Genomic DNA, 17,893 nt, shown 5'->3' on the forward strand with positions numbered 1-17,893 from the left:
TCGCGCCACCGCTTCACGCGGCGATGGCGACCCGGCCGCGGCCGGCCTCTTTGGCCTGATACATGGCGCCATCCGCGCTCTTGAGCAGATCGGCCGCGGTGCCCACCCCATTCTCCGCCACCGCCACGCCCACGCAGGCGCCGATGGAGATGATGCGGCCGCCGATCAGGAACGGCTCGTGCAGCGCGGTGAGGACCTTGTCCGCCACCGCCACCGCGCTCGCCTGATCGGTGATGATGGGCAACAGCGCCACGAATTCATCGCCGCCGAGCCGGCCCACCGTGTCCTCCCCCCGCAGGCAGGAGGTGATGCGCAAGGCCACTGCCTTCAGGAGGTCATCGCCCACCGCGTGGCCATAGCGGTCGTTGACCGGCTTGAAGCGGTCGAGGTCGATGAACAGCACCCCCACCGGCTGGCGCCGACGGGCGGCCTGGGCCAGGGACTGTTCGACGCGATCGAGGAACAGGGTGCGGTTCGGCAGGCTGGTGAGCGCATCGAAATTGGCCTGCCGCCACAGCTCCTTTTCCTTCTCCTTGCGGGCGGTGATGTCGGAGAAGATGGCGACATAGCCCGATCGCAGGCCATTGCCGCGGACCACGGCATTGATCACCAGCCGCTCCACGAAATCGTGGCCGTCCTTGTGGCGGTTGATGATCTCCCCTTCCCACGACAGTTTGGAGTTGAGGCTTTCATAGAAGGCGCGGAAGAAGGCTTCGTCATGGGCGCCGGAGGAGAGGAATGAGGCATGCCGCCCCAGCGCCTCGGCGGCGGTGTAGCCGGTGATCTGGGTGAAGGCGCGGTTCACCGCCATCAGCCGGCCGGCGGGGTCCGTCACCATGATGCCCTCGGTGGTGGAATCGAACACCAGCTGGCTGACCAGCAGCTTTTCTTCCTGCCGCATGATCTCGGTGATGTTGGAGAAGGCGATCACCGCGCCCTGTGAGGTGCCATCCGCCTTCGGGGGCAGGCGGCGGGAGTTGAAAGTGGCCCAGATGCGTTGGCCCTCATCGCCATCCACATAGAACAGCTCGTGGTTGAGGTCCGTGGAGAGCGCCCGCATGCTTGGCCGCTCGCTGACGTCGATCCGGCGCCCGGACGGGTCGAACAGGGGCTTCTCGCGACGCTGCAGGGATTGCGCGTCGGCAAGCAGGATCTCCAGCGCCGCGGAATTGAAGGCGTCGATCTCCCCCTTGCCGTTCACCATGACGATGCCGGCGGGCATCACCTCGAACATGGTGCGGTAGCGCTGCTCATTGGCCTTGAGGCGCTCCTCGAGCTCGAACCGGTCGGTGACGTCGTGGATGATGGAGTAAAGAACGGTCCGGCCGCTCAGCGTCACGGGGCCGGAATACACCTCCACCTTGCGGATCTCGCCGGAGGCCAGGCGGTGGGGAAACAGGAAGAAGGGCTTGTTGGCCTTCAGCGCCTCGTTCATGCAGGCCTGCACCTCGTCCGGCGGCAGGCAGTTGATCTGCGTGATCTTCATGCGCAGCAGCTGCTCGCGGCTGTAGCCATAAAAGGTGCATGCCGCTTGGTTGGCGGCCAGGATCTGGCGGGTCACCGGATCGGAAATCAGCTTGATGGAGCGGTTCTGCTCGAACAGGCCATGATACATGGCTTCCTGCGCCGACAACGCCTGGCGCTGGCGCATTGCCCGCAACACCAGCGTCGCCACCACCGCCAGCAGGCCCAGGATCAGGATCGTATTGACGAGGAAATAGCGACGGTCGGCGGCGATATTGTCGTCGATGCTGGCCAGCAGGGTGGTCTCGGAGAGGTCCACCACCACCGCCGCCTGATAGAGCGGCATGCGCGCCCAGGCGATGATGTGCTGATCCCGGCCATCCTCGCTCGGTACCACCCGCGTGCCGCTGTCGGGACTGTCATCGGTCAAGAACGGGCGATGCGCCGGCGCTTGGGCGCCGACGCGGGAGAGGCCCTGGGAACTGCTGATGAGGATGAGGCCGCTGGGGAGGCTCAGCAGCTGCGCGACGTCACCGCTGCCCAGGCCGATCTGATCCAGTTTGGATGAGAAATAACTGAGCGGCATGCGGATCACCAGCACGCCCGCCAGCTGCCCGGCGCGCCAGATGCCGCGGGCAAACGGGAGCTCCCAGGCATCCGTGCCGGGCTGCCGCTCCGGCTCGCCCACCACCATTGCCGCCAGCTCCCCTCGGGCCGCCTTCAGCTTGCGGAAATAGGACGTGGTGGCGATGTCGCGCGGCGCACCCGCCGGAGCCGAAACCACCGCGACACCATGAATATCGTAAAGCCCCACCGAGACTGGTGCCTGCAGCGGAAGCAGGCCGAGCGCGCGTCGCGCGGAGGTATCAAAGTCGTCCAGGTGGCCGAGGTGGTCCTCGACGATCTCTTCCAGGACAAAGGAGATGGCGTGGAAGGTCGCGTCGAAGGATTGGCGGACCACCTCCGAAAGTTGTTCTGCGCGCAACTCGCCCGCTGCGCGCGTGCCTTCCCTGTCCTCTTGGAACGAACGCTCCAAATGAATCCAATAACTCAAGAACAAAAGCGCGATAAGACCCGCCGCAAGGCCCAGTTTGCTTTCCGTTCTTATGTGGGGGAGGCGGATCATTCGTGCGGGCCGTTGCTACTTTCGCGATCATAATCGAGCCATACGGCCTGCCAATAGGGGAGGCTTTCTATTTCGTTCCAGTTTGATCTTTAAAGGGCCCGCAGAGCTGCCGGAAGGGCAGCGGGGTGCGACTTCGTGTGTCGTGGCTGGCGCCTGACGGTACTCGATGGGGCACGAGATGCGGGTGGGTCGCGGTGGTGGCTGGGGCGCCTGGATTCGAACCAGGGAATGGCGGAATCAAAATCCGCTGCCTTACCTCTTGGCTACGCCCCACCGGCGATGCGGGCGCGGACCATATCGTCCCGCATAGCTCCTGTCCAATCCCGCTGGAGAGGTCTTCAACAGAAGGTGAGGGCCCGTTCAGGCCCCCGAGAAGCGCGGTGCCCGCTTCTCGGCGAAGGCGAGGCGCCCTTCGCGATAATCGGCACTGGCATTGGCGCTGGTGGTGGCGCGCCGGGCCTCCGCGAGCAGCGCTCCGGCACCGCTCTCGGCCGCGCGAATCGATAGCTTGGCCGCCTTCAGGGTGAGCGGGGCGTTCTCGGCCATGCGCTGGGCGAGGCGCGCGGCGGTGGCATCGATGTCGGCGGCGGCGGCCATGACGTCCACGGCGCCGATCTCATAGGCGCGCGCCACACTCAGACGGTCGGCGGTGAAGAACAGGTGGCGGGTGCCCTGGCTGCCGAACACGCGCAGCAGCCGGCCCATGCCCCGCGGATCATAGCCGAGGCCCAGGCGGGCGGCGGGAATGGCGAAGAAGGCATCATCTGCGGCGAGGCGCAGATCGCAGCTTGCCGCCAGCGCGGCACCGGCGCCCACGCAGGCGCCATGGATCAGCGCCAGGGTCGGGCAGGCAAGCCCCTCGATGGCCGAGCAGGCGGCTTCCACCAGTTCGTCGTAGCCCTGGGCGCCGGAGGCGTCGGAGCGGGCGGAATCGAAATCGGAGATGTCGGCGCCGCCGGAGAAGGCCCGGTCGCCCTCGCCGCGCAGCACGGCCACGCGGATGTCGGTGCGGCGCTCCGCGTCATGGGCGAACCGCGCGAGGCTCTGCCACATGGCGGAAGAGATGGCGTTGCGGCGCTCGGGATTGGAGAGGACCAGATGCGCGATGCCGTTTTCGACGGTAATTGCGATGCTGCCTGCCAAACCCGCCTCCATCCTTGCGCGGCCCGGCGCGGCTGGCGCGGGCTGCCTCTGGCGTGGCGCCGGCCAATCGGTGAAGGACCGACGGTCACGCTCCAGTCGCTGGCAGCTATGCCCGAAAAGACCGCGGAAGGCTATGGGGGCCACCGCCGCGGAGCGAGAATGATGCGACGGGAAGCGGGACGGAGCCGGAAGGCTCCGTCCCGTCCCAACGGGCGCCGGTCAGGGCTTGGCACCCGAAGCGCATGTGCCGGAGGCATCGCATCGCATCGTTTCGCGCCCTCTTTGGCGCGTCATCTCAGGAACTTCAAGCAAAAAAGCACAGGTAACCCATGTGGTCCTGCCAATGGGTAATGGAATAATGATGTTGGAATGGCTCTAGTCGGTATTTTCCGCATTCGAGTTTTGGAAAATGTTCGGTTTATTCGCGTCTAAAAAGGAAGTTTCCGATAAATCCGATTATCAGGCTACCAATGGCAACTGCAATCCCGTAAAGAAGCGCGTCATTTTGAGAGAAAATGGCGATATTTTGCTCAAATCCACTCTTTATAATCTCGAAATGCTCAGTCGATTGCGCGGTAACTTGTCCGTTGCGCAAGAGTTTGACAGAAACGTCGTAGCGGCCGATGGGCGCGCGGCCGGGAATGTCGAATTCGGTGCGAAACACCCGGGGCGCGAGGAAGGTCACGCCGCGCGGATTCTCCTCGTAAAGATCCTCCGAGCCCTGGATGCGCAGAAAGGCCTGGCGGAAGGAGTCGGTGGGCACCACGTCGGCGAAATCGGGGCCGACGCGCTGTAGCAGCACATTGCGCGACAGGCCGATCTGCTCGGTCCGCAGCACCTCCGGGCTCGCCATGTCCTCCACCGGGCGGTTCGACTGCACTGAGAGGAAGGCGGGCACGTCGAGGAAGGTGCGGCTGTCGCTGTTCACCCACAGGCCCGCCACGCGGGACTTGCGCCAGGCCACGTAGCTGGCCTGTGGACCGCGCACCGTCACCACGATGTCGGGCGGGGCCGCGTCTGGGGCCGTGTCGGCGCCTGCCACCTCAGCCACGCCGAACACCACCAGGCTGGCCCCGCTGAAGGTGGAGGTGATGCGCACCACCGGCTCGGAAATGGACACCACCAGCCGATCGCGCTCGGGCTCCGCTCCGCCGGCCGGCAGGGCAAGTGCGAGGCTGGCGGCGGCGAGGGCGGCCGTCCACAGCCCGCGCATCCGGCCGGAGCGGCGCCCAGCGGCCGCGGCGCGGACGGGCGGGGTCATCGCCGCACCTCGATGGTGGTGAGCACATAGAGGTCGGAGGGGTGGCGCACCAGATCCACCGCCACCCGCAGCCCGACCGCCAGCACCAGCAGCCCCAGCAGGAAGCGCAGATTCTCCGGCCGCATGGTCTGGCCGGTGCGGGCGCCGAACTGGGCCCCCATGGTGCCGCCGATCATCAGTACGAAGGCGAGCACCGCATCCACGGTGCCATTGGCCTCGGCGTGGAGCACGGTGGCGGCCGCCATGGTGACGAGGGTCAAAACCAGCGAGGTGCCGACCGACGTGGTGGTGGGCACCCGCAGCAGATAGATGAGCGCGGGCACCAGGATGAAGCCGCCGCCGACGCCCAGCACCGCGCCCAGCAAACCGATCATGAAGCCGATGCCGACCACCGGAATGGCCGAGACATAGATGCGGGAGCGGCGGAAGCGCATCTTCAGCGGCAGCCGCATGAACCAGGCGTGGGTGCCCGGCCGCCGCACCACCGGCGCGGCGCCGCGGCGGGTCCGGCGGATGGCGCGCACGCTTTCCACCAGCATCATGGTGCCGATGGTGCCCAGGAGCACCGTGTAGGCGAGGCGGATGGCCAGATCCACCTGGCCAATGATGCGCAGCCAGAGGAACAGCAGCACGCCGGCCAGGGTGCCCACCAGGCCGCCGATCAGCAGCACCCCCGCCAATGGCAGGTCCACCATGCCCTTGCGCAGATAGGAGAGGGCGCCGGAAAAGGACGAGGCAGCCATGTAGGGCGAGACGCTGGCCACCGCCACCGTCGGCGGCACGCCGGTGAAGATCAGCAGCGGGGTCATCAGGAAGCCGCCGCCCACGCCGAACATGCCGGAGATGAAGCCCACCGCGAGCCCCATGGCGAACACGGAAAAGATGGCCACCGGCAATTCGGCGATGGGCAGGTAGATGGTCACGGGGCTGCCTGTCTTGGCTGGGGATCGGCGCGTGGATCCTGACCTGTGGCGGGCTTTAAGCCATCGCTGCGGCGATGAGAAGGACGACGGGCCCATCGCGGCGAGAAAATCGCAAACATCACCGCCACGCGCGCCGCGGCCTCACGATCGCCGGGCCTGCGCCGCGAGCGCCGTCACCACTCCGGCGCAGGCCCGGGTCAGCCCCGCCGGTGGCCGCGGGCTGCCGCGGGGCAGACCCGGCACATGCACGAACACCACCGGCACGGCGGGCAGGCTTTCGAGAGCGATGAAATAGCTGGCGTTGCACAGGTAGCGCCCGGCATCGCGCGACAGGCGGGCGGGGGTGAAGGCGGCGCGGGCGGCGGCCAGCAGGGGCCGGGGCCGGGCGGTGGTGCGGCGCACAGCTGGCCCGCCGGCCACCAGTTGGTGGTGATCGGGGTGGGCACGGATGGCGTCGGGACGATCGGTGGCGCGGTTCACGGCTCGCGTTTCCACGCACAGCGCGCGGCGGCGGGCGGCGACGCCCAGCAGCAGCACGCCGTCGGGGGCGTGGCGAGCGAGCAGCGCCGGCAGGCGACGCAGCACCGCCCAGCGGGTGGGCAGGATCTCCACCGTCACCGCAATGTCGCCCGGCCAGCGCCGTCGCCCCAGGGCCCGGGCGATGGCCTCGGCGGGATTGGCCGCGACCCCCGGAAACGGGCCGAAGGCGCAGATGAGCAGGCGGCGGGTCATGGCGGCGCCTCCGGCAAGCGACCGGCGGAGTTACAGGCCGATGAGGTGGGCGATCTCGGCGGCGGCGAGGGCGGGGCCTAGGGTGCCGGCCGCCACCTCCTGCTCCAGCGCCGGCAGGCGGGCCTTGACCGCCGGGTCGGTGGTCACTTTTTCCGCGAGCCGCTCGTTGAGCAGGGTCCACATCCAGCGCACCTGCTGGCCCTGGCGGGTGGCGGCGAAGGTGCCTGCGGCCTCGCATTTCTGCCGGTGCAGCTCCACCTGGCCCCACACCTCGGCAATGCCGTCGCCGGTCAGGGCCGAATAGGTGAGCACGGGGGGCGACCAATGGGCCTGCCGGGCCCCCAGAAGGTGCAAGGCGGCGCGATATTCGCTGGCGGCGGCGCGGGCGCGGGGGATGTTGTCGCCATCAGCCTTGTTCACGGCGACGATGTCGGCGAGCTCCAGCACGCCTTTCTTGATGCCCTGTAGTTCGTCGCCGGCGCCGGGCAGCATCAGCACCAGGAAGGTGTCGGTGAGGTCGGCCACCGCGGTTTCCGACTGGCCGACGCCCACGGTTTCCACCAGCACCACGTCGAAGCCGGCGGCCTCGCACAAGAGCATGGTCTCGCGGGTCTTGGCGGCGATGCCGCCCAAGGTGCCGCTGGAGGGCGAGGGACGGATGAAGGCGCGCGGATCCACTGACAGGCGCGCCATGCGCGTCTTGTCGCCGAGAATGGATCCACCGGTGCGGCTGGACGAGGGGTCCACCGCCAGCACCGCCACCTTGTGGCCAAGGCTGGTGAGATAGGTGCCCAACGCATCGATGGTGGTGGATTTGCCCACCCCGGGCACGCCGGTGATGCCCACGCGGAAGGCACCGCCGGTGCGCGGCAGCAGGCCCTGCAGCAGGGCCTGGGCGCGGGCGCGATGGTCGGCGCGGCGGGATTCCACCAGGGTGATGGCCCGCGCCAGCGCGGCCCGCTCGCCCTTCACAACGCCTTCGGCGAGCTTGGCATCATCCTCGGTCCGCGCTGCTGTCATCACGCCTCGTCCTCAGCTTATCCGCGCAGTTCATGCCGCCGCGCGCAGACCTTGTCCGTACCGGGGATTCCCGAAAAGGGGAACCCGTCGGGTGGGAGGGCGTTGAGAAGGTGTCATCAACGCGAACGGAGGTGAGCCATGAATTGGGATCGCATCGAAGGCAACTGGAAGCAGTTCACCGGCAATGTGAAGGCCCAGTGGGGCAAGCTGACCGACGATGATCTGACCGAGATCGCCGGCCATCGGGAAGCGCTGGAGGGCAAGCTGCAGCAGCGCTACGGCTATGCCAAGGACGAGGTGAAACGGCAGGTGGACACCTTCACCGCCAACATGCGCCCGCACTGATGCAAAGATCCATGAGCGCGGCTCATGGATCTTTGGCCAAGCCCGTCCGGGGCTTGAGAGAGCCCGTTTGAGACCGGTCGAAGACCGGGGCCGGCGGCATGACACGCTTTCCATTGCACCGGTTGTCAGGCGCGTGACCCTCAGGGCCTGACATCGTGTGCCTCCAACCCCCGCGCCGCTGGTCGGCGTGGGGGCTTTTTATGCCACGGTGCGTTATGCGACGGTGCGTTATGCGACGGTGCGTTATGCGACGGTGCGTTATGCCACGGTGTGTTATGCCACGGCGCGGATGCCGCTGCGGTCGAGCCCGGCGAGGGCGGCCGCCGCGCTCTGCCCGCCGATGGTGATGGCCGGGGCGATCTCCACCAGCGGCACGAGCGCGAAGGCGCGCTCCAGCAGACGGGGGTGGGGGATTTCCAGATCCGGCTCGGCCACCTGCGCCGCGCCGAACAGCAGAATGTCGATGTCGATGCGGCGCGGGCCGAAGCGCACCTCGCGGCTGCGGTCGCGGCCCAGCATGCGCTCCACCAGCAGGCTGAGAAACAGCAGGCTGCGCGCGGGAACCGGGCTTTCCACCTCCACCACCTGGTTAAGATAGGGCCCCTGCGGAATGGGCCCCCAGGGCGGGGTTTCATAAAGCGAGGAGCGGGCGCGGATGGTGAGGCCGGCCCGCGCCAGCACGCCCAGAGCCAGCGCGAGCGTCGCCGTACGGTCGCCTACGTTGGACCCGAGGCACAGGTAAGCGGTCGTCCTGTCAGCGCTTGTCACGTCAGCGCTTGTCACGTCAGCGCTTGTCATGGCACGTCCCGGATGGCCTCGGCCACCCGTGCCGCCTGCACATGCTCGGCCACGTCGTGCACGCGGATGATCTCCACCCCGGCCATGATGCCGATGACGTTGGAGGCGATGGTGCCCGGCAGGCGCTGCGCCGGCGTGGTGTCGATCACCTTGCCGATCAGCGATTTGCGGGAGGTGCCCAGCAGCAGCGGCAGGCCCAGCACCCGCAATTCGCCGAGCCGGCGCACGGCGGCGAGGTTCTGCGGGAAGGTCTTGCCGAAGCCCACGCCGGGGTCGAGCACCAGCCGGTCGCGGCTCACCCCCGCCGCATCGGCCTTGTCCAGGGCGCGGGCGAAGAAGTCCAGCATGTCGGCGATGATGTCGATGCCCTCATCCACCTGCGCGCGATTGTGCATGATGACGGCGGCGGCGCCGTAATCCGCCACCACCCGCGCCATGTCGGGATCGAAGGCGAAGCCCCAGATGTCGTTGACGATGTGGGCGCCGGCCGCGAGGGCCTTGGCGGCCACATTGGCCTTGTAGGTATCCACCGAAACCGGTGCGGCATTTTCCGGCGCCAGCGCCTCCAGCACCGGGGCGATGCGGGCCCATTCCTCGTCCGCCGAAACCGGCGTGTGGCCGGGTCGGGTGGATTCGCCGCCAATGTCGAGGATGTCCGCGCCCTCTTCCACCATGCGGCGGGCGTTGACCAGCGCGTCGTCCACCTGGGCGCTGCGGCCGCCGTCGGAAAACGAATCGGGCGTGACGTTGAGGATGCCCATGATGAGGGTGCGCGGGCCCAATGGAATGGCGCGGTCACGGGCGAGAAGGGTGCGGGGAAGAGCGTGTGTCATAGCCGGATCGCTGCAAAGGTCGCGCCCACTGAAACCCCTGGAGGGGGCCGGCGCAAGTAAGTCTGGCGTAAGTCTGGCGCAAGTCCGGCGCAAGTCCGGCGCACGTGCGCTGCAAGTCCAGTTGCCCGGCGGGGTCGCGGTCAGCCGGCAGGGGCGGGTGCGGTCGTGCCGGGGCAGGGGTGGCTTTCCATGGTGTGCATGACGTCCACCAGCGGCGTGGCGGCGATCTGCATGGGGCCGGAGAAGGGCTCACCCATCTCCACCACCAGGAACAGGGCGGCGGCGATGGAGATGGAGGAGAGCACCAGTGCCGTGATTCCGGGCACGTTGCGCGGGGCGAACCAGCCGAAGCTGAAAAAGATGAGGGCGAGCCAGCAGATCACCACCACCACGAACAGGCGGGGAATGCTGCTTTGCGCATCGCGGCTGAGTTTCCAGCGCTGGTTCAGAAGGCTCTTGATGCCGTCGATGGCGGCGCTGCGGCTCGCCCTCTGATCGTCGGTGGCAGGTACCAGCACGCGCACCGCCTCGTCGAGACGCAGCAATTGCGCGGTTGCCTCGCTTTGTCCGCCAATCCCGCTGGCCGCACCGGCCGGGGGTGCGGGAGCTTTGCCGCGACCCCAGGTTTCGCTGCGCAGCAGGCGCACATAGCGCCCGAGCTCCTGCCGGGCGGGGCAGGCGGCGGCGCCGAAGTGCCGCAGTTCCAGGTCGGTTGCGAGCACGCTCACCGCATATTGCTGCACGTCCTCCTCGGTCGCCGCATAGCTGTTGCGCATGGAGGTGGTCATGAAGCCGAGGATGAGCGAGGTCATGGCCGCGGTGAGCCCCACGGTCACCTTGAGGGTGTCGCGGGTGTTGTCCGAGAGGAAGTCCTCCGGTGCCGAACGGGCCAGCGCCATGGCCAGGAACGCGCCGGTGAACATCGCCACGAACGCCAGCGGCGCCACTGCCCAGGAGATCATGCGAAAATCCTTACCCTCGCCCCGCACCGCCGACGGGCGCCCTCGCTGGTGTCATGGTGCGCGACCGGTCGCTCGCCCGCAACCGCTTGCGGTGCCCGCTGTGCGCCGGCGGGCTTGAGGGGCGGGAAGGCTCGGCTTACATCTTGGTCATTCTTTCAGAAAGGACGGCCCCATGCCCGTCGTTCATTTGACCGATCGTGCGCTCATTCGTGCCAGCGGCCCCGAGGCCGCCAAGTTTCTCCACGGCGTCATCACCTGCAACGTCGCCACCATGGCCGCGGGCGAGGCCCGCTACGGGGCGCTGCTGTTCCCCCAGGGCAAGATCATCTCCGATTTCCTGCTCTATCGCGATGGCGAGGAGAGCTTCCTGTTCGACGCGCCGGCCGAGCGGGTCGAAGACCTGTTGAAGCGCCTCACCTTCCATCGCCTGCGGGCCAAGGTGGCGTTCGAGACCGCGGACGACAGCGCCGTGGTCGCCGTGTTCGGTGACGCGGTGGCGCCCGAGGGCGTGGCTTTCACCGATCCGCGCCTCGCCGCCCTCGGCCAGCGTGTGGTGGTGCCGCGCGCCGTGGCGGAGGCGCTGCCCGCCGATGCGGCGGCCTATGAGGCCCACCGCATCGCCTTCGGCATTCCCAAGGGCGGACCCGATTTCGCTTATGGCGAGACCTTCCCCCATGAGGCCGACATGGACCAGCTGGGCGGGGTGGATTTCAAGAAGGGCTGCTATGTAGGCCAGGAAGTGGTGAGCCGCATGGAGCACCGCACCACCGCCCGCAACCGCCTGGTGGAAGCCGAGTTTCCCGGCGTGGCGGAAGTCGGCACCGAGATCATGGCCGGCGACAAGGCCATCGGCCGGGTAATGTCGGCGGACGGCGGCCATGCCATCGTCACCGCCCGGCTCGACCGGGTCACCGATGCCCGCGCCGAGGGCGTGCCCCTCACCGCCGGCGGGGTCGAGGTGGAGCTGAAACCGCCGGCCTGGGCGGACTTCTCGCTCGAATGGGAGCGCAAGGTCAGCGCCCTCGACCAGAAATTCAAGGCATCCAAGGCGCCCTGACAGGAGGATCTTTATGAGCGGTGGTGAGGCGTTGCAGCACGCGGATGGACGCTTGCGCTGTCCGTGGTGTGGGACCGACCCGCTCTACATGGCCTATCACGACACCGAATGGGGCGTGCCCGAGCATGACAGCCGGGCGCTGTTCGAGAAAGTGCTGCTGGATGGGTTCCAGGCCGGCCTCGCCTGGATCACCATTCTGCGCAAGCGGGACAATTTCCGCCGCGCCTTCGATGGCTTCGAGCCGGAGCGCATTGCCCGCTATGATGCGGCGAAGGTGGAAGCGCTCATGCAGGATGCCGGCATCGTGCGCAACCGCGCCAAGATCGAAGGGGCGGTGCTCTCCGCCCGCGCCTATCTCGACCTTCAGGAGAAAGGCATCGCCTTTGCCGATCTCATGTGGGAGGCGGTGGATGGCCGGGTTCAGGTGAACCACCCCCGCCGCATCGCCGACGTGCCGGCGCAGACGCCGGCCTCGCAGGCCCTGTCCAAGCGCCTGAAGGGCCTGGGCTTCAAATTCTGCGGCCCCACCATCGTCTATGCCGCCATGCAGGCGTGCGGCCTGGTGGATGACCACCTGGCCGACTGCCATTGCGCGCGGCGGGACTGAAGGAGCGCCTCAGAACCGGGTGACGATCTGCCCGAGGTCCGGCCGCGGGCGGTCCTCCATCTTCTGGGCGGGGGTGCCCATATAGATGAAGCCGGCGATGCGCTCATGCGCGGCAAGGCCCAGAGCCGCGCGGGCGTTGGCATCATAGGTCGGCCATTCGCTGATCCAGGTGGCGCCATAGCCTAGCGCCAGGGCGGCCAGCAGCATGTTCTGGCAGCAGGCGGCGGCGGACAGGAGCTGCTCCCATTCGGGGATCTTCACATGGGGCGCGGCGCTGGAGACCACCGCCACCACCAGCGGCACCCTGAGGAAGCGGTGGCGCTCCTCCTCCAGCCGCTTCTCGCTCGCTTCCGGATCCTTGGCCGCCAGCACCTTGGCGAAAGCCTCGCCGGCGCGGGCGCGGCCCTCGCCCTCGAACACGATGAAGCGCCAGGGGGCAAGCTTGCCATGGTCCGGCACCCGGGCGGCGATGGTGAGGATGGTGTCGAGATCGGCAGCGGTGGGGGCAGGCTCCGCGAGGTCCATGATGCGGGAGGAACGGCGCGTGCGCAGCAGGTCGAGAGCGTCGGGCATGGCAAGCCTTCAAAGGAATGGGACGCGCGGCGAATGCCGGGTCGGAAAGGACAGGGAAAGCACTGGTGATCTATAGGGGCATTACCGGTGGGTTTGAACCCGCCGGGGCCGCGTGGCCCCCTCGCGCAGGGGCAGGGTCGATGCGGTGTGCCGACGACTTGAAACCGCCCTGAATTTTGTGCACCTCAGAACCATGACCGTCCTGCTTCACCGGATTGCGCGCCTCGCCCCGCGCCTCATGACCCGCCCCGGCCACCATGTCGGTTCCGGCCGGCGGCGTCTTCGCGCCGGGCTGGTGGCTCTGGCCCTGTCCGCGGGCACCCTTTCGGCGATGATGGCCGCGCCGCTTGCCTCGGCGCAGAGCCTCCAGTTCCTGGGCTCGTCGGCGACGCCGCCACAGGCCGGGCCGTTCGCCGCACCATCGGCACCGGGCGCGCCGCGCTCGGCCTTGCTGGCACCGGGCGCGGTGGCCCCGCGTGAGCCCCATGCGGTGCTGCCCACGGCGCCGGCGGGCAAGGTCGCCCTCGGCGTGTTCGCGCGCTATGGCGAAGATGGCGCCACCGTGCCGCGCGGGCTCATCTGGCGGGTGTTCGCCGACCAGCCCGAGGGCACTACGGGCGCCTTTCCTCTGGTGGCCGAGAGTGCCGAGGCCGCGCCGGTCTTCTTCCTCACGCCCGGTGGCTACATCGTGCATCTGTCGTACGGGCTGGCCAACACCGCGCAGCGCATCACCGTGGGACCCGCGTCTCGACGGGAGGCGTTCTCGCTGCCGGCCGGCGGGCTGCGTCTGCAGGCGGATGTGGAGAACAAGGCCATTTCCCCGCAAAAGCTGACCTTCGATATTTTCGAGGGCTCGTTTCTCCAGGGGCGCACCTCCAGCCAGCCCTATTATCGCGGCGCCAATGCGGGTGAGGTGGTGATTCTGCCGGAGGGGACCTATCACGTGGTCTCCACCTATGGTGATGCCAACGCGGTGGTGCGGGCCGACGTGAACGTGGTGCCGGGCAAGCTCACCGATGCCACCATGCACCACCGGGCCGCCCAGATCAGCCTGAAGCTGGTGAAGGAGAAGGGCAGCGAGGCACAGCCCGACACCCAGTGGACGGTCATCACCCCCGGCGGGGACACCATCAAGGAATCCATCGGCGCCTTTCCCACCTTCGTCTTGTCGGAGGGGGATTACACCGCCATCGGTCGTCACAACGGCAAGAATTTCAGCCGCGACTTCAAGGTCGAGGCGGGCAAGGACCAGGAACTCGATGTGGTGATCCAATAGGAGGGATCACCCACTGCTCAGGCGGGCGCCGCGCCGGCCCCACGTGAGCGACACGCCGATGCATCATCACTCTCCCCAGCCGAAAGAGGCCAGGCCGTGAGTTCTTCCCCGCTTCGTTCCATTCGTGCGCCGCAGGCTCGGGCCGGGCGCCTGGCGTGCGCCCTTGCTCTGGGGCTTGTTCTGTCGGGTGGCGTCGCCGCCCACGCGGCGGAGCCCGCCGATGCCGCGGCCGGCCAGGCGCTGGCGAACCGCTGGTGCGCCAGCTGTCATGTGGTGGACGCAAATCAGAAGACGGCCCAGAGCGATGCCCCATCCTTCACCGCCATTGCCGCCGGTAACGCGGAGCTCAGCGCGCCCTGGCTTGCCTTCCGCCTCCTGAGCCCGCATCCGCAGATGCCTCAGGTCTCCCTCAGCCGTGCCGAAGCCCGCGATCTCGCGGCCTATTTCGAGAGCTTGAAGAAGTAGGGCATAAGGGCCCCACGATCTCAGAATACTTTGTTGATGGACACCATCACGGCCTGCACGTTGGTGGTGCCCGAATACGTGCCCAGTGCTACGCCAGAGAAGGTGTAGCCGTTATGGGTGGTGTTGAACGGGCTGGCGAAGGTGTTCGTTTTCGTGGTCGACATCGTATAAGTATAATTGAGGTCGATGAACCAGTCTTTGGCGAAGAAATAAGTCACGCCGGTGGACAGTGTTGCGCCCCACACCCAGTTGGTGCTGGAGAAGCTGCGGGGGGCACCGGTGAGGTCCAGATGCTCGCCGAACAAGGCCGCGAAGCCGATCAGGCCATTCAGGTCCGATTTGACCTGGGTGAGGGTGGGGCCTGCACCCGCATAGATGAAGCTCTTGTCGAAGCTGTAGCCGAGAAACGGCACCAGGGCGAACTGATTGGTCGCGGTCATGGTGTAGCTATGGGCATAGACGTTGCCGTCCATGGCGCCGCTGACCGTTCCGCCATAATAGCCGGCCTGAGGAATGAGGAAGTTGTTCTGCGTCGAAGCTGAGTTCAGGTAATTGTAGGTGAACTTGGCGCCCCACAGCCAGGACGTTCCAGAGAAGCGCTCGAAATAGCCGAGCTGCAACACCGGTGCGATGTCGAACTGGAACGAGAGATAGGGAGAGGTGGAGCCGCCCGCTTCGCCGCGGGCGATGAAATCGCTGCCCTGGTAGATCTGCGACAGGCCTTGGCCAAACACATCCTGGTTGGGGAAGGTGGAGAAGTTGAGCGCCGCGCCCGCGCCGGCGAAAATTCCCTTATGGGGAACGCCATCCGGGCTCGTCTGCGCCCAAGCGGAGCCCGCCATCGTCACTGTACCGGCCACCAGGGCCAACCCCATCGCCGCACGCATCATGATCCCCCAGGGCTGAGCCGGGGAGATCAAACCGGTCTCGGACGGGCGATGATCTCGCTCGCCGGCCTTCCGAATCTCTGCAAATCCCACCCGCCCAGGCCAAAGTTGGGACGGTCTCCACGGTTGTGGCAACATCCTGAAGTGGCAGGGCCAATTTTCGCCAGGGCAAAAGAAAACCCCGGAGCCTGGGGGCTCCGGGGTTCATCTCGGGGCCGCCGGCGGTCAGGCCGCGGCGGCAAGAGCCTTGCGCTTCAGGTCCGGCGGCACCGCTTCGTCCACCAGAGCGGCGATCACCTGGTCGAGGCTGCCGCTCTCCTGGGCGTTGGAGCCGAGGCGGCGGATGGAGAGCGTGCCTTCGGCCGCCTCCTTCTTGCCCGCCACTAGCAGCACCGGCACCTTGGCCAGCGAATGTTCGCGCACCTTGAGGTTGATCTTCTCGTTGCGCAGATCGACCTCGGCCCGAAGGCCTGCCGCCTTGAGCTTGGCCACCACCTCGGCGGCATAATCGTCCGCGTCCGAGGTGATGGTGGCGACCACCACCTGGGTGGGCGCCAGCCACAGCGGGAAGTGGCCGGCGAAATGCTCGATGAGGATGCCGGTGAAGCGCTCCATGGAGCCGCAGATGGCGCGGTGGATCATCACCGGCGTCTTCTTCAGTCCGTCGGCGTCCACATAGAAGGCACCGAAGCGCTCGGGCAGGTTGAAGTCCACCTGGGTGGTGCCGCACTGCCACTCACGGCCGATGGCATCACGCAGGGTGTATTCGAACTTCGGCCCGTAGAAGGCGCCTTCGCCCGGCAGGATGCCGGTCTTGATGCGCCCGCCGGAAGCTTCCTCGATCTGCTTCAGAACCCGGGTCATCACCTCTTCGGCGTGGTCCCACACCGCATCGGAGCCGACCCGCTTTTCCGGCCGGGTGGAGAGCTTCACGATGATCTCGTCGAAGCCGAAGTCGGCATAGGTGGACAAGATCAGGTCGTTGATCTTGAGGCACTCGGCCGCCATCTGCTCTTCGGTGCAGAAGATGTGGGCGTCGTCCTGGGTGAAGCCGCGCACGCGCATCAGCCCGTGCAGCGCGCCCGAGGGCTCGTAGCGATGCACCGCGCCGAACTCGGCGAGGCGCATGGGCAGGTCGCGATAGCTCTTCAGCCCGTGCTTGAAGATCTGCACATGGCCGGGGCAGTTCATGGGCTTCAGGGCGAACACCCGCTCGTCCTTGGTCTCATCGCCCGCGGACTGCACCTTGAACATGTTCTCCTTGTACCAGCCCCAGTGGCCGGAGGTCTGCCACAGCTCGGCGTCCAGCACCTGCGGGGCGTTGACCTCCTGGTAGTCGGCCTTGAGGCGCCGGCGCATGTAGGCCACCAGTTCCTGGAACAGGGTCCAGCCCTTGGGGTGCCAGAAGACGGTGCCGGGGCCCTCCTCCTGGAAGTGGAACAGGTCCATCTCCCGGCCGAGGCGGCGGTGGTCGCGCTTCTCCGCCTCTTCCAGGCGGTGGAGGTAGGCGGCGAGTTCCTTCTCGTCGTGCCAGGCGGTGCCGTAGATGCGCGTCAGCATGGGATTGTTGCTGTCGCCGCGCCAATAGGCGCCGGCCACCTTCATGAGCTTGAAGGCGTTGCCGATCTTGCCGGTGGAGGGCAGATGCGGGCCACGGCACAGGTCGAACCACTCGCCCTGCTTGTAGATCTTCACATCCTGGTCGGCGGGAATGGCATCCACCAGCTCGACCTTGTAGTTCTCGCCCATGTTGGCGAACACGCGCTTGGCCTCGTCGCGGGTCCACACCTCCTTGGTGAAGGGGCGGTCCCTGGCGATGATCTCGTGCATCTTCTTCTCGATGACCGGCAGGTCCTCGGTGGTGAAGGGCTCGTTGCGCGCGAAATCGTAATAGAAGCCGTTCTCGATCACCGGGCCGATGGTGACCTGGGTGCCCGGCCACAGGGCCTGCACCGCCTCGGCCATCACATGGGAGCAATCGTGGCGGATCAGCTCCAGCGCGCGCGGGTCGTCGCGGGTGACGATCTCGATCTTCGCGTCGCGGCTGATGGGGGCGGCAAGGTCGGTCAGCTCACCGTCGAGGGTGACGGCGACCGCTTTCTTGGCCAGGGATTTGGAGATGGCGGCGGCGATATCGGCGCCGGAGGTTCCCTCGGCGTAGTCGCGCTTGGCGCCGTCGGGGAAGGTCAAGGAAATCATCACAGTCCTCCTGCCCACTCCTGCGGACCACGCAGGTAGGCTCAAGTTCCCATATGGGGCGCATCTTTTAGTCGGGAAGGGGGCGGCGCGTCCAGAGAGCGCGGCGGCGCACTCTGACGTCGCCGGCCAAGCACGGATGAAGGAGTTGTGATCAAAACGCGGCATCGGCGCTGGGGGCTCCCCCTTTCCCCGCCGTCCCGGGTCAGCTAATCGGGGGTGGGG

17 protein-coding genes and 1 tRNA gene are annotated in these 17,893 nt (G+C 67.3%); 5 read left to right on the forward strand and 13 right to left on the reverse strand.

Features of this window, described 5'->3' with window-relative positions; all coding sequences use genetic code 11:
• Positions 1-13 precede the first annotated feature (13 nt).
• From MEU52_RS21950 to meaB, 7 genes are all read right to left on the reverse strand, one after another.
• A complete protein-coding gene (locus tag MEU52_RS21950) occupies positions 14-2,425 on the reverse strand; it encodes a diguanylate cyclase domain-containing protein (RefSeq protein WP_238121283.1) in 2,412 nt (803 codons plus the stop codon).
• 363 nt (positions 2,426-2,788) lie between these two features.
• A tRNA-Gln gene (locus tag MEU52_RS10830) sits at positions 2,789-2,863 on the reverse strand.
• An 87-nt stretch (positions 2,864-2,950) separates the two neighbouring features.
• The gene (locus tag MEU52_RS10835; RefSeq protein WP_238121284.1) at positions 2,951-3,733 is read right to left on the reverse strand and encodes an enoyl-CoA hydratase-related protein; all 783 of its coding nucleotides are present in this window, start codon (positions 3,731-3,733) and stop codon (positions 2,951-2,953) included.
• Positions 3,734-4,151: 418 nt separating this feature from the next.
• On the reverse strand, positions 4,152-4,994 hold the full coding sequence (locus MEU52_RS10840) for a TIGR02186 family protein (protein ID WP_238121285.1): 843 nt from the start codon (positions 4,992-4,994) through the stop codon (positions 4,152-4,154).
• Complete coding sequence (locus MEU52_RS10845; RefSeq protein WP_238121286.1) at positions 4,991-5,917, reverse strand: sulfite exporter TauE/SafE family protein; 927 nt, start codon at positions 5,915-5,917, stop codon at positions 4,991-4,993. The genes MEU52_RS10840 and MEU52_RS10845 overlap by 4 nt, the downstream gene beginning before the upstream one ends.
• 141 nt (positions 5,918-6,058) lie before the next feature.
• On the reverse strand, positions 6,059-6,649 hold the full coding sequence (locus MEU52_RS10850; protein ID WP_238121287.1) for a pyroglutamyl-peptidase I family protein: 591 nt from the start codon (positions 6,647-6,649) through the stop codon (positions 6,059-6,061).
• Positions 6,650-6,679: 30 nt separating this feature from the next.
• Positions 6,680-7,669, reverse strand: a complete 990-nt coding sequence (meaB, locus tag MEU52_RS10855; protein ID WP_238121288.1) for a methylmalonyl Co-A mutase-associated GTPase MeaB — start codon at positions 7,667-7,669, stop codon at positions 6,680-6,682.
• A 138-nt stretch (positions 7,670-7,807) separates the two neighbouring features.
• On the opposite strand from meaB, the gene MEU52_RS10860 reads away from it, so the two are divergent.
• Complete coding sequence (locus MEU52_RS10860) at positions 7,808-8,014, forward strand: CsbD family protein (protein WP_238121289.1); 207 nt, start codon at positions 7,808-7,810, stop codon at positions 8,012-8,014.
• Positions 8,015-8,287: 273 nt separating this feature from the next.
• Here MEU52_RS10860 and folK read toward each other — a convergent pair whose 3' ends face one another.
• The 3 genes from folK to MEU52_RS10875 form a co-directional block, all read right to left on the reverse strand.
• Entirely contained in the window at positions 8,288-8,782 is a 495-nt protein-coding gene (folK, locus tag MEU52_RS10865) for a 2-amino-4-hydroxy-6-hydroxymethyldihydropteridine diphosphokinase (protein WP_337927111.1), read from the reverse strand.
• 26 nt (positions 8,783-8,808) lie between these two features.
• A complete protein-coding gene (gene folP, locus MEU52_RS10870) occupies positions 8,809-9,645 on the reverse strand; it encodes a dihydropteroate synthase (RefSeq protein ID WP_238121291.1) in 837 nt (278 codons plus the stop codon).
• A 140-nt stretch (positions 9,646-9,785) separates the two neighbouring features.
• A complete protein-coding gene (locus MEU52_RS10875) occupies positions 9,786-10,607 on the reverse strand; it encodes a bestrophin-like domain (protein ID WP_238121292.1) in 822 nt (273 codons plus the stop codon).
• 172 nt (positions 10,608-10,779) lie between these two features.
• Here MEU52_RS10875 and ygfZ point away from each other — a divergent pair, with 172 nt between their 5' ends.
• The gene (ygfZ, locus tag MEU52_RS10880) at positions 10,780-11,664 is read left to right on the forward strand and encodes a CAF17-like 4Fe-4S cluster assembly/insertion protein YgfZ (protein ID WP_238121293.1); all 885 of its coding nucleotides are present in this window, start codon (positions 10,780-10,782) and stop codon (positions 11,662-11,664) included.
• Between the two features lie 13 nt (positions 11,665-11,677).
• Complete coding sequence (locus MEU52_RS10885) at positions 11,678-12,271, forward strand: DNA-3-methyladenine glycosylase I (RefSeq protein ID WP_238121294.1); 594 nt, start codon at positions 11,678-11,680, stop codon at positions 12,269-12,271.
• Between the two features lie 9 nt (positions 12,272-12,280).
• Here the strand turns inward: MEU52_RS10885 and MEU52_RS10890 are convergent, their stop codons facing one another.
• On the reverse strand, positions 12,281-12,844 hold the full coding sequence (locus tag MEU52_RS10890; RefSeq protein WP_238121295.1) for a nitroreductase family protein: 564 nt from the start codon (positions 12,842-12,844) through the stop codon (positions 12,281-12,283).
• 193 nt (positions 12,845-13,037) lie between these two features.
• Between MEU52_RS10890 and MEU52_RS10895 the strand changes: the two genes are divergently transcribed.
• Both MEU52_RS10895 and MEU52_RS10900 read left to right on the forward strand, forming a co-directional pair.
• Positions 13,038-14,120, forward strand: a complete 1,083-nt coding sequence (locus tag MEU52_RS10895; protein ID WP_238121296.1) for a hypothetical protein — start codon at positions 13,038-13,040, stop codon at positions 14,118-14,120.
• A 96-nt stretch (positions 14,121-14,216) separates the two neighbouring features.
• Complete coding sequence (locus tag MEU52_RS10900; protein ID WP_238121297.1) at positions 14,217-14,585, forward strand: c-type cytochrome; 369 nt, start codon at positions 14,217-14,219, stop codon at positions 14,583-14,585.
• 20 nt (positions 14,586-14,605) lie between these two features.
• Here the strand turns inward: MEU52_RS10900 and MEU52_RS10905 are convergent, their stop codons facing one another.
• Positions 14,606-15,427, reverse strand: a complete 822-nt coding sequence (locus tag MEU52_RS10905) for an outer membrane protein (RefSeq protein ID WP_238121298.1) — start codon at positions 15,425-15,427, stop codon at positions 14,606-14,608.
• A 270-nt stretch (positions 15,428-15,697) separates the two neighbouring features.
• Entirely contained in the window at positions 15,698-17,671 is a 1,974-nt protein-coding gene (gene thrS, locus MEU52_RS10910) for a threonine--tRNA ligase (RefSeq protein ID WP_238121299.1), read from the reverse strand.
• Positions 17,672-17,893 lie beyond the last annotated feature (222 nt).

It is taken from the genome of Xanthobacter sp. NM-25, from assembly GCF_022138605.1.
GTDB lineage: Bacteria > Pseudomonadota > Alphaproteobacteria > Rhizobiales > Xanthobacteraceae > Xanthobacter.

Excerpts from the sequence above, each read along its gene's own strand:
- MEU52_RS10905 (WP_238121298.1), bottom strand. The coding sequence starts at position 15,427 with ATGGCGGGCTCCGCTTGGGCGCAGACGAGCCCGGATGGCGTTCCCCAT.
- MEU52_RS10860 (WP_238121289.1), top strand. The coding sequence starts at position 7,808 with ATGAATTGGGATCGCATCGAAGGCAACTGGAAGCAGTTCACCGGCAAT.
- MEU52_RS10885 (WP_238121294.1), top strand. The coding sequence starts at position 11,678 with ATGAGCGGTGGTGAGGCGTTGCAGCACGCGGATGGACGCTTGCGCTGT.
- folP (WP_238121291.1), bottom strand. The coding sequence starts at position 9,645 with ATGACACACGCTCTTCCCCGCACCCTTCTCGCCCGTGACCGCGCCATT.
- MEU52_RS10890 (WP_238121295.1), bottom strand. The coding sequence starts at position 12,844 with ATGCCCGACGCTCTCGACCTGCTGCGCACGCGCCGTTCCTCCCGCATC.
- meaB (WP_238121288.1), bottom strand. The coding sequence starts at position 7,669 with ATGACAGCAGCGCGGACCGAGGATGATGCCAAGCTCGCCGAAGGCGTT.
- thrS (WP_238121299.1), bottom strand. The coding sequence starts at position 17,671 with ATGATTTCCTTGACCTTCCCCGACGGCGCCAAGCGCGACTACGCCGAG.
- MEU52_RS10875 (WP_238121292.1), bottom strand. The coding sequence starts at position 10,607 with ATGATCTCCTGGGCAGTGGCGCCGCTGGCGTTCGTGGCGATGTTCACC.
- MEU52_RS10850 (WP_238121287.1), bottom strand. The coding sequence starts at position 6,649 with ATGACCCGCCGCCTGCTCATCTGCGCCTTCGGCCCGTTTCCGGGGGTC.
- MEU52_RS10840 (WP_238121285.1), bottom strand. The coding sequence starts at position 4,994 with ATGACCCCGCCCGTCCGCGCCGCGGCCGCTGGGCGCCGCTCCGGCCGG.
- ygfZ (WP_238121293.1), top strand. The coding sequence starts at position 10,780 with ATGCCCGTCGTTCATTTGACCGATCGTGCGCTCATTCGTGCCAGCGGC.
- MEU52_RS10895 (WP_238121296.1), top strand. The coding sequence starts at position 13,038 with ATGACCGTCCTGCTTCACCGGATTGCGCGCCTCGCCCCGCGCCTCATG.